Here is a 15,242-nt window from a genome sequence, read left to right as displayed (position 1 = left end):
GTGAACGACGCCGTCGTCCTCGCGGTGAGACGCAGCAGCGAACCCCCGGAGCCCCTCATGACCTACCCCCTGCACCGCGACGACCAGGGTGTCGTCGCCTCGCCGCGCTTTCCCGAGCTCGAGCACGAGGTGCTCGGCTACTGGGCCGCCCACGACACCTTCCGTCGTTCGGTCTCGCAGCGCGAGGGCTGCGAGGAGTGGGTGTTCTACGACGGCCCCCCGTTCGCCAACGGCCTGCCGCACTACGGCCACCTGCTCACCGGCTACGCGAAAGACGTCTTCCCGCGGTTCCAGACCATGCGCGGCAAGCAGGTGCACCGCCGCTTCGGCTGGGACACCCACGGCCTGCCGGCCGAGCTGGAGGCGATGAAGCAGCTCGGCATCACCGAGAAGGCCGAGATCGAGCAGATGGGCATCGAAGCCTTCAACGCGAAGGCCCGCGAGAGCGTGCTCGTCTACACGAAGGAGTGGGAGGACTACGTCACCCGCCAGGCCCGCTGGGTCGACTTCGAGAACGACTACAAGACGCTCGACATCACGTTCATGGAGAGCGTGCTGTGGGCCTTCAAGACCCTCCACGACAAGGGGCTCGCCTACGAGGGCTACCGCGTGCTGCCGTACTGCTGGCGCGATGAGACCCCGCTGTCGAACCACGAGCTGCGCATGGACGACGACGTCTACAAGCTGCGGCAGGACCAGTCGGTGACCGTCACCTTCCCGCTCGTCGGCGAGACGGCCGAGGCGCTCGGGCTCGCCGGCGTCGAGGCGCTCGCCTGGACGACCACGCCCTGGACCCTCCCGACCAACGCGGCGCTCGCCGTCGGCCCCGAGATCGCGTACGCGGTCGTTCCCCAGGGCTCGGGCGACGGCGAGGCGGCGGCGGATGCTCGCACCTTCCTGCTCGCCGCCGACACGATCGCGGCCTACGCCAAGGAGCTCGGCTACCCCGACGCCGCCGCGGCCCGCGCCGCCGTCACCCGCACCCTCAGCGGCGCCGAGCTGAAGGGCGTGCGCTACGAGCGCCTGTGGGGCTGGTACGCCGAGGCCTACGGGCCGGAGGCCTTCCAGATCCTCGTCGCCGAGTACGTTGCCACGGGCGAGGGCACGGGCATCGTGCACCAGGCGCCCGCGTACGGTGAAGACGACCAGCTCGCGTGTGCCGCGGCGGGCATCCCGATCGTCATCTCGGTGGACGACGGCGGACGCTTCCTGCCCGCGGTCGAGCCCGTGGCCGGCCTGCAGGTGTTCGAGGCCAACAAGCCGCTCACGCAGCTGCTGCGCGAGGCCGGCCGCCTGTTCCAGGTGCGCAGCTACGAGCACAGCTACCCGCACTGCTGGCGCTGCCGCAACCCGCTCATCTACAAGGCGGTGTCGAGCTGGTTCGTGCGCGTCACCGAGATTCGCGACCGCATGCTCGAGCTGAACGAGCAGATCACCTGGGTGCCCGAGAACGTCAAGCACGGCCAGTTCGGCAAGTGGCTCGAGGGTGCCCGCGACTGGTCGATCAGCCGCAACCGGTACTGGGGCAGCCCGATTCCGGTGTGGAAGAGCGACGACCCGACCTACCCGCGCGTCGACGTCTACGGCTCGCTCGCCGAGCTCGAGGCCGATTTCGGCACCCTGCCGCGCAATGCCGCGGGCGAGGTCGACCTGCACCGGCCGTTCATCGACGGCCTGACGCGCCCGAACCCCGACGACCCGACCGGCCGCTCGACGATGCGCCGCATCGAGGACGTCTTCGACGTCTGGTTCGACTCGGGCTCGATGCCGTTCGCGCAGGTGCACTACCCGTTCGAGAACGCCGACTGGTTCGACTCGCACAACCCGGCCGACTTCATCGTCGAGTACATCGGGCAGACCCGCGGCTGGTTCTACACGATGCACATCCTCGCCACGGCGCTGTTCGACCGCCCCGCGTTCAGCAACGTCATCAGCCACGGCATCGTGCTCGGCAACGACGGCCAGAAGATGTCGAAGAGCCTGCGCAACTACCCCGACGTGGGCGAGGTGTTCGAGCGCGACGGCGCCGACGCCATGCGCTGGTTCCTGATGTCGAGCTCGGTGATCCGCGGCGGCAACCTCGTCGTCACCGAGGACGGTATTCGCGCGGGTGTGCGCGAATTCCTTCTCCCGCTGTGGAGCACGTACTACTTCTTCACGCTCTACGCCAACGCCGGCGACCTCGGGGCGGCCCAGCGCCGAACCGACTCGACCAACGTGCTCGACCGGTACCTGCTGGCCAAGACCCGCGACCTCGTCGTCGAGGTGACGGCGCAGCTCGAGGCGCTCGACGCGCCGATGGCCGCGGCCGCCCTGCGCGACTTCGCCGACGTGCTGACGAACTGGTACGTCCGCCGCTCGCGCGACCGCTTCTGGGCGGGCGACGATCGGGATGCCCACGACACCCTCTTCACCGTGCTCGAGACGCTCGCCCGCCTGGCGGCGCCCCTCGCGCCCCTCGTGACGGAGGATGTCTGGCGCGGCCTCACCGGTGGCGAGAGCGTGCACCTGGCCGACTGGCCGGTGGCCGAGGAGTTCCCGGCCGACGACGCGCTCGTCGCAGCCATGGACCGCGTGCGGCAGCTCGCGAGCTCGGGCCTCGCGCTGCGCAAGGCCCAGGGCCTGCGCGTGCGCCTGCCGCTCGCCACGCTCACCGTCGTCACCCCCGACGCGCAGGCGCTCGCGCCCTTCGCCGACATCGTGCGTGACGAGCTCAACGTCAAGGCGGTCGAGCTCGTCGAGTTCGACGACAGCCTCGTCGCCGAGTACGGCATCGCCCGCCGCCTGGCGGTCAACGCCCGCGCCGCCGGCCCGCGCATCGGAAAGCAGGTGCAGCAGGTCATCGGCGCGGCGAAGGCCGGCGACTGGAGCGTCGACGGCGACGGTGCCGATGGAATGCGTGTCGTCGTGGGAGGCGTCGCGCTCGAGCCCGGGGAGTTCACGCTCGAGCTCGAGCTCGACGACCCCGCCGCCGCGGTCGCCTTCCTGCCGGGCAGCGGCTTCGTCCTGCTCGACACCCGCGTCACGCCCGAGCTCGAGGCCGAGGGTCTCGCGCGCGACGTGATCCGCGCCGTCCAGCAGGCCCGCAAAGATGCCGGGCTCGACGTCGGCGACCGCATCGTGCTGCGCCTCGGGGCCGACGCGGCCGCCCGCGCCGCCATCGAGGCCCACCGCGAGCTCATCGCGGCCGAGACCCTCGCCACCGCGCTCGAGCTCGCCGAGCCCGGCGGGGGCGAGCCGGTGCCGGTCGGCGACGGCTCCACGGTCACCGTCGCGGTGGTGCGCGCATGAGCCCCCGCGACGAGGCGTTCGACGCCGCCGCCTCCAACCCCGAGGCGGCCGCCGACCGCGCGGCCGCCCAGGCCGTGCACGACGAGCTGTTCGCGCGCTCCGGCGAGGCGGTGCCGCAGCCGCGGCTCGAGCCCACCCGGCGTGCGGTCGAGCTGCTCGGCGACCCGCAGCGCAGCTTCGCGATGATCCACCTCACCGGCACGAACGGCAAGACGTCGACCGCGCGGCTCATCGAGAGCATCCTGCGCGCCTACGGCCTGCGCACCGGTCTGCTGACCAGCCCGCACCTCATGCTCGTCAACGAGCGCATCGTCATCGACGGCGAGCCGATCAGCGACCGCGCGCTCGCCGACACCTGGGCCGACATCGCGCCGTACCTGCTCATGGTCGACGCCGAGCTGACGGCCAACGGTGAGCCGCCGCTGAGCACCTTCGAGGCGCTCACCGTGCTCGCCTATGCGGCCTTCGCCGACGCTCCCGTCGATGTCGCCGTCGTCGAGGTCGGCATGGGCGGCGAGTGGGATTCGACCAACGTCGCCGACGGCGACGTGGCCGTGTTCACGCCGATCGACCTCGACCACACGCGGTTCCTCGGCGCGACCGTCGGCGAGATCGCGCGCACCAAGGCCGGCATCGTCAAGCCCGCCGCGACCGTCGTGACCGCCCTGCAGCAGACGGAGGCGATGGACGAGCTGTCGAGCGCCGCCGAGCACAACGAGGCCGGCCTCGTCGCCGAGGGGGTCGGCTTCGCCCTGCTGGATGCGCGGCTCGCGGTCGGCGGGCAGGTCATCGACGTGCGCGGCCGGGCGGGGGAGTACCGCGACCTCTTCCTGCCCCTCTACGGCGAGCATCAGGCGCACAACGCCGCGGTCGCCATCGCCGCGGTCGAGTCGTTCCTCGGCGACGGCACCCAGCGCCTCGCCGATGATGTCGTCGCCGAGGGTCTCGCGACCGTCACCAGCCCCGGTCGCCTGCAGCTCATCGGCATCGAGCCGAGCGTGCTCGTCGACGCCGCGCACAACCCGCACGGCGCCCAGGCGCTCGCCCGCGCGCTGCTGAGCTCGTTCGCCTTCGACTCGATCACGGCCATCGTCGGCGTGCTCGCCGACAAGGACGACCGCGGCATCATCGAGGCGCTCGACCCGGTGGTCGACCGCTTCATCGTCAGCCGCTCCGACTCGGCCCGCGCGATCGACGCCTCGACCCTCGCGGAGACGGTCGACGCGATCGCCGGCCCGGACCGGGTGCGCATCGAGCCCGACCTCGCGGTCGCCATCGCCGAGGCGCGCGAGGCCGCCGGCCCCAACGACGCGATCCTCATCACCGGATCGGTCACCATGGTCGGTCAGGCGATGCTCATCGCGCGCGAGCAGAATTGGATGCTGTGACCGACACCACTGCCCCCGAGCCCGGCCCCTCCGGCGACGAGAGCCCCGCATCCGCCCGCCGCCCCCGCCGCGAGAAGGGCGCCCGCGAGTCGCTGCTGCAGGTGACCATCGTGATGGAGGTGCTCGCCGTCATCTTCGGCGCGCTCGCCATCAACGGCCTCGAGGTTCTGCCCTCCGCCGCCGTCTTCGGCGGTGCAGCCGCGTTCATCGTGCTGCTGATCATCGCCGCCCGCGTAGCGCGGTACACCTGGGGGGTCTGGTTCGGCAGCGTCCTGCAGCTCGCGCTGCTCGCCACCGGCTTCATCGAGGTGCTCGCGGCCGTGACCGCGGCCGTGTTCGTGGGATTCTGGATCTACGGCGTCGTCAAGGGCGGCCAGCTCGACGCCGCCAAGCGCGCCGCAACCGAAGGAGCATCGTGACTACCCCTGTCGAAGAGACCCTTGTTCTCATCAAGCCCGACGGCGTCGCCCGCAACCTGACCGGCGAGATCCTGCGCCGCATCGAGGCCAAGGGCTACCAGCTCGTCGACCTGCGCATGGTGCAGCCCAGCCGCGACCTGCTTGCCGCCCACTACGCCGAGCACGAGGGCAAGCCGTTCTACGAGCCGCTCATCGAGTTCATGGAGTCGGGCCCCGTCGTCGCCGCGCGTGTCGCCGGCAACCGCGTCATCGAGGGCTTCCGCTCGCTGGCCGGCACGACCGACCCGACGACGGCCGCGCCCGGCACGATCCGCGGCGACCTCGGCCGTGACTGGGGGCTGCGTGTGCAGCAGAACCTCGTGCACGGCTCCGACTCGCCCGAGACCGCCGCGCGCGAGCTCGCGCTCTGGTTCGGCTGATCCCGGCGCGACCGTGACCTCCGACAGCGACGAGCTCGTTCGCTGGTTGGGCGAGGTGGCGGCCGACGCCGACCTCCGGATCGAAGCCCTCCGTCTCGGCGACAGCGCCGACTGGGCGCTGCGCGACGGAGCGATCCGGCACCGTACCGACCGGTTCTTCCGGGTCGTCGGCGTGCGCACCCCGGAGGGCGACCAGCCGTTGCTCGAGCAGCGCGAGATCGGCACCCTCGGGTTCCTGCTGCGCGGGGATGCCCGCCGTGAGGTGCTCGTGCACGCCAAGGTCGAGCCGGGCAACGTCGGCGGCGCTCAGCTCGCGCCCACGGTGCAGGCCACCGCGAGCAACGCCGACCGCGTGCACGGCGGGCAGCCGCCGCCCTTCAGCCGCGAGTTCGCCTCTGACGCGGTGCGCGAGCGGTCGCGGGTGCTCGGCAGCGAGCAGGGCACCCGGTTCGCCGGCAAGCTCAACGCCAACGTGATCGCCGACGCGGTGCGGGCGCTCGACAACGGCCCGACCCACCGGTGGCTGGCGGTCGACGCCCTGCTCGAGCTGCTCGACCACGACTGGCTCGTCAACACCGACGCGCGCTCAGTGCTCGTCACCGCCGACTGGGCGGACCTCGTCGGCCGCGCTCCCTTCACCCGCCGGCGCGACGACTGGAGCGCGCGCTTGGCCGCCTCGCTCGCCGCCCCCGCCGACACCGACGCGGTTCGGGATGCCCTCGCCGCGGCACGGCGGGCGGCCGGTGTGGCGCATCCGGTCGCGCTCGACCTGCTCGAGGGCTGGGTGCTGGACGACGAGGGGGTGTCGCCGCGCGGTGCCGGCGCCTTCCGCGTGCGGCAGGTGGCCGTGCACTGCCGCGGTCGCGAGGTCGAGCGCTGGGACCAGCCCATCGTCGACAGCGCGGGGGAGGGGCTCGTCGAGCTGTGGGTCGATGACCGCGGCCCGCATCCGCTGTTCGGGCTCACCGCCGTCGCCGAGCCGGGTCTGCTCGACCGGGTCGAGCTCACGGCGACCGTCGTGCGCCCGCCGGGAGTGCGCCGCCCCGAGCCGCAGCGGGGCGGCGCCGATGCGGTGATCGCCACCGTGCGGCAGTCCGACGAGGGCGGGCGGTTCCTGCACGATGCCAGCCGCTACACCCTGCTGCGGGTCGCCGAGCCTGAGCGGGCTCCGGCCGGCACGCACTGGCTGAGCCTCGGCCAGCTCGTTCCGCTGCTGCGGTCGGGGCGCACGCTCACCAACGAGGCGCGCAGCGCGCTCTCGCTGCTGCTGCCGTGGCTGTGAGGCGCCTATGACCGTCCGCTCGCTGGCACTCCAGTCGATCCAGTACTGCACCTCGCCCGCCGCCGTCGAGCGGGCCGCCGCGAGCGTCGTCGCGGCGGCCGAGACCCTGCGTCGCGAGCGCCCCGCGGTGTCGCAGCTCAGCTGGCGCATCGGCGACTGCTCGCCCGAGCCGGTGCTCCATGCGGCCGCCGTCGCCCGCCTGCGTGCCCAGGTCGGCGCGGCCGGCGTGCGCCTTGAGCATCGCGTGTTCGGCACCAACCACGGCCCCTCTCGCGGCCACAATCTGCTCTGGGAGGAGTTCGGGGCCGCCGACGCGCTCTTCCTCATGGCCCCCGACCTCGTGCTCGCCCCGGACTCCCTCCTCGAGCTGCTGCGGCTGCTCGACGACCCCGCGGTCGCCGGGGTCGAGGCCCGGCAGATCCCGCCGTTGCACCCGCCGCGGCTCGGTTCGTACGACGCGCCCGCGTCGTGGATCGGCGGCGCGTGCAGCATGCTCCGTGGCAGCGCGTTCAGCGCGGTCGGCGGCTACGACGCCGACACGTTCTTCCTGTACCACAACGACGTCGACCTCTCGTGGCGACTCCGGGATGCGGGCTGGACCTTGCGCGCCTCCGCCCACGCCGTCGTCTTCCACGACAAGCGCCCCGACCGCGACGGGCGGTTCGCCCTCGGGCCTGCCGCCCGGCAGGCGGCCACGCTCGGCTGGCTCAGCTGCCTGCACGTCTGGGGTCGGGCGGACGCCGTCGCGACCCTGCGGGCGCGCATCGAGGCGGCCGCCAGTGGCACCCGTGACCGCTCGGCTGATGCTGACGCTGCGGCAGACGCCGCAGCCGACGCCGCAGCCGACGCCGCGGCCGACCGGGCCGCGCTGGCCGACTTCGACGCCCGCCTCGCCGCGGGAGCCCTGCGTGCGCTGCGCCGCTCGGCGGTCATCGATGCGGGGCTGCGGGAGCATCCCCTGGGGGGACTGTCGTGACTCGCGTCGGCCTCGCCGTGCGCGTGCGACTGCGGCCCGCCCGGCTCTGGCACTCCGGTCGCGCGGCCTCGCGCGGGGTCGGCGCGGTCGAGACGGCGCTCTCGCTGAGCGCGCAGACCGAACCCGCCGACACGGGCCGCGCCGCCTGGGTGCTGACGCTGCGCGAGGGCGACGTGCTCATCGCCGACGGGCTCGAGACCGTGCGCGACGCCGCCCCCCGGCTGCGGCTGCCCGCCTGCTGGGTGCCGGTGCAGACCGTGCCGGCTCGCATCGACCACGAGCAGGGCCGGCCGCTGCTGCGCGTGCTCGGCACGCCCGAGCCGCAGCCCGCCGAGGGTCGGCCGCACCGGCGACTGCTGCGCCGTCGCGGCCCCGTCGGGCTCGCCGCCGCGGCGGTGCTCGTCGTCAGCGGGCGCGCGAACACGGCACCGTTCGACGGCACACCGGTCGTGATCGTGCCGGTGCCGGAGAGCGAGTAGCGGCCGGCCGGAGCGCTCAGCCCAGCAGCAGGCTGATCAGCGTCGGGAACTGCACGAGGATCGCCGTGGCGATCGCCACCAGGTTGGCGAGCACGATCACCCAGGTGAACGGCCACACGGCGGACGCCACGCGCTGGACGCGCGGGCTGTTGATGAGCACGCCGCTCTTCAGGCACCAGAGCAGCAGCACCCAGAACATCGGGATCACCATGAGCCAGACGAGCATGCACCAGGGGCACAGCGCGCCGATCGCGTAGACGGCCTGCTCGAACAGCCAGTGCACGAACAGGTAGGCGCCGAAGACGCCCGTCAGGAAGGCCCACCAGAACCAGCGGTCGAAGCGCGCCCCGGCGAGCAAGGCGACCCCCACCGCGATGGGCGCCACGAGCCCGGCGACCCCGAGCAGCGGGTTCGGGAACCCCAGCAGCGAGGCCTGCCACGACTCCATGACGTTGCCGCACGAGATGAGCGGGTTGATGTCGCAGTTGAGCGTGTACTCGGGGTCGAGCAGCAGGCGCACGCGCTCGGTGATGAGCTCCATCGCGCCCCACCAGCCGATCGCGCCGGTCAGGATCAAGAAGATCGCGAGCCCGATCGGGCGGCGCGCGGGCGCGCTCTCTGTCGAAGCGGCGGGGTCGGCGGGCGAAGTCTCGACAGCGGTCACGCTCCGATTATCCCGGGCGGATGCGGCGCGCACCCCGGTCGAAGGTCCCGACTCGACGGCCCGCGTGCGATAATGAGGGGCAGTCGTCGCCAGCCGCGCTCGCGACGACGAACAGAAGAGCTTCCTGGGCACACCAGACCAGTACCGCGGCACCGATTGCCGCGACCGCGGGGAATAGCCAGTTTCCCCAGCCGCACCGTCGTGAGAGGGCGTGTGGGGCGGCGGAGCCCGACCGTGAGAGGGTCGCCCGCCAGAGCCGCCAGGCGCAGCACTCGAACTCGGGGGCGCCGCGGCCCACAACAGAAGATTTCGGCGGGGCTCCGGCACCGCCCAGAGGTTTCCGTCCGGGCGCGGCCCGCACGGCTGAGGAGTGCACCAGCAATGGTGAATGACGAGACGAACGTGAACGACGGCGCCGGTACCGGCAGCAGCAGCGGCGCGAGCAACGGCGCCGAAAAGGTCGGCCGCAAGCGCGCCCGCCTGTTCGGTGGCCTCGCGCCCAAGAAGGCCAGCGAGCACGCCGCCAAGTCCGAGACCGGCTTCGACGAGGGCCACCTCGCCGAGCCCGACCCGACCGAGCCGGTGCTGCAGGCGACGGATGCGGAGGCCGAAGCCGCCGCGACCGAGCCCGCGCAGCCCGCCGCGGTCGAGGAGCCCGCGGTCGAGGAGCCCGCGGTCGCGGAGCCCGCGGTCGCGGAGGACCCGGCCGCCGAGGAGGCAGAGGCCGAGGGCGCTGCCGAGCCCGCGCAGCCCGCCGAGCCCGCCTTCCCGGTGCTGAAGCCCGAGTCGACCACCTCGCTGCTGTTCTTCGCCCCGCCCGTGTCGGCGCTGCCCGCCGGCCCCGTCGTCGACGACCTCGACGACGACGAGCCCACCAGCTCGACCCGCCGCCGCTCGCGCTCGCGCCGCGGCCGCGGGGGAGCATCCGGTGACGACGACGCCGCGTCGACGACGACCGGCGGCGACAGCAGCCGCACCCGCACCCGTCGTGCTCCCGAGCCGATCACCGAGCCGCAGCGCATCAAGGGATCGACCCGCCTGGAGGCGAAGAAGCAGCGTCGCCGCGACGGTCGCGACGCCGGCCGCCGCCGCCCGGTCGTCACCGAGGCCGAGTTCCTCGCCCGCCGCGAGAGTGTCGACCGCGTCATGGTCGTGCGGTCGAAGGACGGCCGCATCCAGATCGGCGTGCTCGAGGACGGCGTGCTCGTCGAGCACTACGTCGCCCGCTCGAGCGAGTCGAGCCTCATCGGCAACGTCTACCTCGGCAAGGTGCAGAACGTGCTGCCGAGCATGGAGGCCGCCTTCGTCGACATCGGCCGCGGCCGCAACGCCGTGCTGTACTCGGGCGAGGTCGACTGGGATTCCGCCGCGCTCGACAGCGATGGCAAGACGCAGCCGCGCCGCATCGAGCTCGCGCTCAAGCCCGGCGACAAGGTGCTCGTGCAGGTCACGAAAGACCCGATCGGGCACAAGGGCGCCCGCCTGACCAGCCAGGTCAGCCTGCCCGGCCGCTACCTCGTCTACGTGCCGAACGGCTCGATGAGCGGCATCAGCCGCAAGCTTCCCGACACCGAGCGCGCCCGCCTGAAGAAGATCCTCAAGGAGGTGCTGCCCGAGAACGTGGGCGTGATCGTGCGCACCGCCGCCGAGGGCGCCACCGAGGAGCAGCTGACCCTCGACGTGCAGCGCCTGACCAGCCAGTGGGCGCACATCGCCGAGCAGGTCGAGAAGGCGCAGGCCCCGGCCCTGCTGCACAGCGAGCCCGACCTGCTGATCAAGATCATCCGCGACGTCTTCAACGAGGACTTCCGCTCGCTCGTCATCAGCGGCGCCGACGCGCAGCAGACCATCGAGGCCTACCTGCGCGGCGTCGCGCCCGACCTGCTCGACCGCGTGCAGAAGCACGAGGGCGACCGCGACCCCTTCGACGAGTTCCGCATCTCCGAGCAGATCGAGAAGGCGCTCGACCGCAAGGTCTGGCTGCCCTCGGGCGGCTCGCTCGTCATCGACCGCACCGAGGCGATGACGGTCGTCGACGTCAACACCGGCAAGTTCGTCGGCTCGGGCGGCAACCTCGAGGAGACCGTCACCAAGAACAACCTCGAGGCGGCGGAGGAGATCGTCCGCCAGCTGCGGCTGCGCGACATCGGCGGCATCATCGTCGTCGACTTCATCGACATGGTGCTCGAGTCGAACCGCGACCTCGTGCTGCGCCGCCTCGTCGAGTGCCTGAGTCGCGACCGCACCAAGCACCAGGTCGCCGAGGTCACGAGCCTCGGCCTCGTGCAGATGACGCGCAAGCGCCTCGGTCTCGGGCTGCTCGAGACCTTCAGCGAGCAGTGCGAGGTGTGCGCGGGCCGCGGCCTGATCGTGCACCACGAGCCGGTCGCGAAGCACCGCGCGGCTTCCGACAGCGGCTCGTCGAACGGCGGCTCGGGCCGTCGGCGCGGCGGCGGCAGCGGCGGCGGCAGCGCCTCCGGCTCGGGCTCCGGCGCGGGTCGCGGGGGCAGCCGGCCGGGCACCGCGACGGCCGCCCACGCGATCACCGACGACGTCAGCCGCGCCGTGGCCGCGATCGCCGCCAAGACGGTCAACCACGAGTCGACCGCGACGGGTGCGATCACGCTTCCGGTGACGGATGCTCCCGCCGAGGGCGCCGCCCCCGCGGCCGGCACCGCCGCGACCGAGGCCCCCGCGACCGCCGTCACCGTCGAGATCCTCGACATCCCGGTGGAGTCGAAGCCCGCGCGCCAGCGCCGCGCGATCGACCCCTCGTCGGCCGACGAGCTGCTCGGCGCCGTGCTCGAGGCGCTGCCCGAGCCGCCCGCTCCGGGCACGCGCAAGCGCCGCTCGCGCCGCGCCACGAGCGGCACGATCTCGACGCAGAACCCCGCCGAGTAGGCGCGCGGCCTCCGGGCCGCCGCCAAGGAGCCTCCCTAGACCGGAAAGCGTGACCCAGACGCCGGCAGACACCTTCGCGCGCGCCGGCGACCACGGCACGCACGGTCACGGCACGCACGGTCACCAGGGCCACGGCCACGACGGTCACTCCCACGACGGCCCGCGTCGCGCGCGGCTCGTGCACGTCATCTGGCTCGTCGCCGCGGTCGCCGTGGTCATCGGCATCGTCGTCGTGCGTGAGTGGACGGCGCAGAACCTCGAGGCGGGCGTCCCGGATGCCCTGCAGGACCTGCTGACGCTGTCGACCAGCGTGCTCGTCGAATCGCTGCCGTTCATCGTGCTCGGCATCGGGCTGTCGATCCTCGTGCAGGTGTGGATCCCCGAGCACTGGCTGCTCCGCATCCTGCCCCGCAACCCGTGGGGGCGCCGCGCCGTCATCTCGCTGTTCGGCATGTTCCTGCCGGTCTGCGAGTGCGGCAACGTGCCGCTCGCGCGCGGTCTCGTGCGTCGGGGCTTCTCGGTGCCCGAGTCGATGACCTTCCTCGTCGCCGCGCCGATCCTCAACCCGATCACGATCATCACGACGCACCAGGCCTTCGGCTTCGACGACGGCATCCTCGTCGCGCGCCTGCTCGGAGGCTTCGCGATCGCGAACATCCTCGGCTGGCTGTTCAGCAAGCACCCCGAGCCGATGAACCTGCTCACCGGTCGGTTCGCCGAGCAGTGCGCGATCGACGACGGCCACCGGCACTCCCGCACGCGGCGGGAGGCGAGCCTCGACCTGTTCGTGCGCGAGTCGAGCATCCTGATGCCTGCCCTCGTCATCGGAGCCCTCGCGGCCGGCGCGATCCAGGTCGTCGTGCCGCGCGACGTGCTCGTCGCCCTCGGCAGCGACCCGCTGTTCAGCGTGCTCGTGATGATGCTGCTCGCGTTCATCATCTCGGTGTGCGCCAACGTCGACGCGTTCTTCATCCTGCCGTTCGCCTCGACGTTCCTGCCCGGCTCGATCGTCGCCTTCCTCGTCTTCGGGCCGATCGTCGACATCAAGATGCTCGCTCTCATGCGCACGACCTACTCGACCCGCACGTTGATCCAGCTGACCACCGTCGTCGCCCTGCTCAGCCTGACCCTCGGACTGGTGGTGAACTACCTTGCCTGAGCCCGGAACCCGCGCGCCCCTGTGGCGAGCCGTGCAGCGCTGGCGCGGTGTCGCCATCATCGGCACCATGGCCGTCGTCACGCTGTGGTTGGCGTACTCCGGCCAGCTCGTGCTGTACATCCACCCGCGCTACATCCTGTTCACGGTGACCATGGCGGGCATCGCCGTCGTGCTGTCGCTGCTGGCCGTCGCGGGTCGCCGCGACCACGATGACGAGCATGCGGGGCCGCCGCCCCGTCGCGAACGGATGCTCGCCCTCACGGCCGCGGGCATCGCCGGCGTCTTCACCCTCGGCATGGTCGTGCTGCCGCCCGCCACCCTCTCGACCGCCACCGCGCAGCAGCGCGAGGTCAACGCGACGGCGAGCGACGACGCCGAGGCTCTCGCGGCGGCGACGACCGCCGACGCCGCCACGGTCGCGTCGTTCACGGTGCGCGAGTGGTCGGCCGTGCTGCGCCAGACCAGCGACCTCGGGTTCTACGCCGACCGCCCGGCGACCGCGCTGCTCGGCTTCGTGGTGCCCGACGATGAAGACCCGGAGAACCTCTTCTACGTCTCGCGCTTCTCGGTGACCTGCTGCGCGGTGGACGCGCAGCCGCTCGGCGTGCCCGTGTACCTGCCCGGCTGGGCTGCGCAGTACCCCGCCGACACCTGGGTCGAGATCTCGGGATCGTTCGGCAGCAACCCCTCGCGCACGAGCACCGAGCCGATCGTGCTGATCCCCGACACGGTCGAGGTGGTGGAGCAGCCGCGTGAGCCCTACCTCTTCTGACGCCGACGCCGGCGCCGGGGCTGCGGGCGCCGCGGCCGAGAGCGCGGCACACGCCCGGGTGGCCGCCGCCTCCCACCGCCTGCGGCTGCAGCGCGACCGCCGCCGCTTCGAGCGCACCTTCTGGGTGCTCGTGGCCGCCCTCGGCGCCGTGTCGGCCGTGTTCCTGCTGCTCGGCGCCCTCCAGGGGCCGAAGCTGAGCTCGGCGATCGTCGACCCGCAGCGTGTCGTCGAGCAGCCCGGCCAGCAGCTGCGGCTGTTCGCCAACCAGCCGCTCGCCGAGGTCACCGCCGAGCAGGTCACCGTCACGCCGGCCGCGGCGGTCACCACCCTCGTGCAGGACGACGTGCTCATCGTGCAGTTCGAGCAGCCGCTGCGGGCCGGCACCGAGTACACCGTCGAGGTCACCGAGGTCGGGGCGCTCAGCCGCGACGCCACGAGCACCTTCACCCACCGGTTCACCACGGCGGGATCCACCCTGCTCTACCTCGACCGCGGGGAGACCGTCGACGAGGTGCTCCGGGCCCCGCTGGACGGCGCGGGTCGCGGCGAGGTCGTGTACGCGGCGGAGGGCATCCAGCACATCGCCCCCGTGGAGGGGCTGCTCGTCGTCGCGCGCGACGCCCCCGACGGCACCAGCGTGCTCGAGCTGGTCGCGTCCGACGGCACCGTGCAGACCCTCTCCCTGCCGGAGGGTGCCCAGATCGAGCGTCTCGTGCCCTCGCCGAGCGGAACGCTGCTGGCGATGATCCTGCTCGTGCCCGACCCGGCGCAGGAGGGTGCACGGGTCGAGGCGCTTGCCGCGATCGATCTCGGCACCGAGACGGCCGTCGAGCCGGTTCTCGGTCTCGACGGGGTTCCGTTGCGCGCGATGGCCGCCGAATTCTTGTCGGATGCCCGCACCCTGGTCGTCCACGCCTTCGACACGAGCCTGCTGCGGGTCGAGCTCGCCGAGCCGCCCCTGGCGCTGCCGTTCGGCCAGGTGCCGACGATGTACGCCCTGTCGACCGACAGCACGCGGGTCACCGGGGGCGACGGCTTCGGCGAGGTCGTCGTCGATGTCGCGACCGGCACGGAGGACCGCCTGGTGCCTTCGCTCGTCAACGGGCAGCTGGCCTTCGGGGGCGAAGTGCGGCTCACGCGCGGCGAGCTGCGCGTGCAGAAGGTGGCCGTGCCCGATGAGACCGGCGGCACGATCGTCTCGCTGCTGATCGCTGACGAGGGCGCGGGGGAGGCCCGGGTGCTGTTCCGCACGGTCGACGACCGGGGCAGCATCGGCGACTTCGTCCTCTCGCCCAACGACCAGTACGTCGCGGTCGAGGTGACCCCCTCGGTGGCGGATGCTCAGCCCGACGGCAGGCCGGTCAACGGCCGCCCGACCAGCGTCACGACGGTCGTCATCGACATCGCCACGGGAGCCGTGGTTCGCACGCTCGAGGGCTTCGCGCCGCACTTCTGAGCGGGCGGCGCCCGGGTGCGGTTCGCGATGCCGCGT

At 72.6% G+C, this 15,242-nt stretch carries 12 protein-coding genes; 11 read left to right on the top strand and 1 reads right to left on the bottom strand.

The features are described from left to right. The first annotated feature begins 57 nt into the window (after positions 1-57). The 7 genes from ileS to BJ959_RS03000 are packed head-to-tail and all read left to right on the top strand — an operon-like array spanning position 58 to position 8,254. Complete coding sequence (gene ileS / locus BJ959_RS03030) at positions 58-3,291, top strand: isoleucine--tRNA ligase (RefSeq protein WP_153981702.1); 3,234 nt, start codon at positions 58-60, stop codon at positions 3,289-3,291. Beyond that, complete coding sequence (locus BJ959_RS03025) at positions 3,288-4,679, top strand: bifunctional folylpolyglutamate synthase/dihydrofolate synthase (protein ID WP_153981701.1); 1,392 nt, start codon at positions 3,288-3,290, stop codon at positions 4,677-4,679. Before ileS ends, BJ959_RS03025 begins: the two co-directional genes overlap by 4 nt. Then, complete coding sequence (locus BJ959_RS03020; protein WP_153981700.1) at positions 4,676-5,098, top strand: DUF4233 domain-containing protein; 423 nt, start codon at positions 4,676-4,678, stop codon at positions 5,096-5,098. The genes BJ959_RS03025 and BJ959_RS03020 overlap by 4 nt, the downstream gene beginning before the upstream one ends. Then, entirely contained in the window at positions 5,095-5,517 is a 423-nt protein-coding gene (ndk, locus tag BJ959_RS03015; RefSeq protein ID WP_153981699.1) for a nucleoside-diphosphate kinase, read from the top strand. Before BJ959_RS03020 ends, ndk begins: the two co-directional genes overlap by 4 nt. A 13-nt stretch (positions 5,518-5,530) precedes the next feature. Then, positions 5,531-6,799 (top strand): NDP-hexose 2,3-dehydratase family protein, encoded by a 1,269-nt coding sequence (locus BJ959_RS12945; protein ID WP_165879039.1) that lies wholly within the window; start codon positions 5,531-5,533, stop codon positions 6,797-6,799. A gap of 7 nt (positions 6,800-6,806) precedes the next feature. Next, entirely contained in the window at positions 6,807-7,775 is a 969-nt protein-coding gene (locus tag BJ959_RS03005; protein ID WP_153981697.1) for a glycosyltransferase family protein, read from the top strand. Next, the gene (locus BJ959_RS03000; RefSeq protein WP_153981696.1) at positions 7,772-8,254 is read left to right on the top strand and encodes a hypothetical protein; all 483 of its coding nucleotides are present in this window, start codon (positions 7,772-7,774) and stop codon (positions 8,252-8,254) included. Before BJ959_RS03005 ends, BJ959_RS03000 begins: the two co-directional genes overlap by 4 nt. A gap of 16 nt (positions 8,255-8,270) precedes the next feature. On the opposite strand, the gene BJ959_RS02995 is transcribed toward BJ959_RS03000, so the two are convergent. Continuing rightward, the gene (locus BJ959_RS02995) at positions 8,271-8,918 is read right to left on the bottom strand and encodes a vitamin K epoxide reductase family protein (RefSeq protein ID WP_341800017.1); all 648 of its coding nucleotides are present in this window, start codon (positions 8,916-8,918) and stop codon (positions 8,271-8,273) included. A gap of 381 nt (positions 8,919-9,299) precedes the next feature. Here BJ959_RS02995 and BJ959_RS02990 point away from each other — a divergent pair, with 381 nt between their 5' ends. The 4 genes from BJ959_RS02990 to BJ959_RS02975 are packed head-to-tail and all read left to right on the top strand — an operon-like array spanning position 9,300 to position 15,206. Next, positions 9,300-11,819 (top strand): Rne/Rng family ribonuclease, encoded by a 2,520-nt coding sequence (locus BJ959_RS02990; RefSeq protein ID WP_243739001.1) that lies wholly within the window; start codon positions 9,300-9,302, stop codon positions 11,817-11,819. Between the two features lie 49 nt (positions 11,820-11,868). Beyond that, positions 11,869-12,978, top strand: a complete 1,110-nt coding sequence (locus BJ959_RS02985) for a permease (RefSeq protein ID WP_341800016.1) — start codon at positions 11,869-11,871, stop codon at positions 12,976-12,978. Beyond that, positions 12,971-13,750, top strand: coding sequence for a TIGR03943 family putative permease subunit (locus tag BJ959_RS02980; protein ID WP_243739000.1), 780 nt, complete (start codon positions 12,971-12,973; stop codon positions 13,748-13,750). Before BJ959_RS02985 ends, BJ959_RS02980 begins: the two co-directional genes overlap by 8 nt. After that, positions 13,731-15,206, top strand: coding sequence for a hypothetical protein (locus tag BJ959_RS02975; RefSeq protein WP_153981694.1), 1,476 nt, complete (start codon positions 13,731-13,733; stop codon positions 15,204-15,206). The genes BJ959_RS02980 and BJ959_RS02975 overlap by 20 nt, the downstream gene beginning before the upstream one ends. Positions 15,207-15,242 lie beyond the last annotated feature (36 nt).

This window comes from Microcella frigidaquae (assembly GCF_014200395.1).
Lineage (GTDB): Bacteria > Actinomycetota > Actinomycetes > Actinomycetales > Microbacteriaceae > Microcella > Microcella frigidaquae.
Note: the sequence above shows the minus strand (reverse complement) of the source record. Positions and strands in the feature narration are given on the sequence as shown.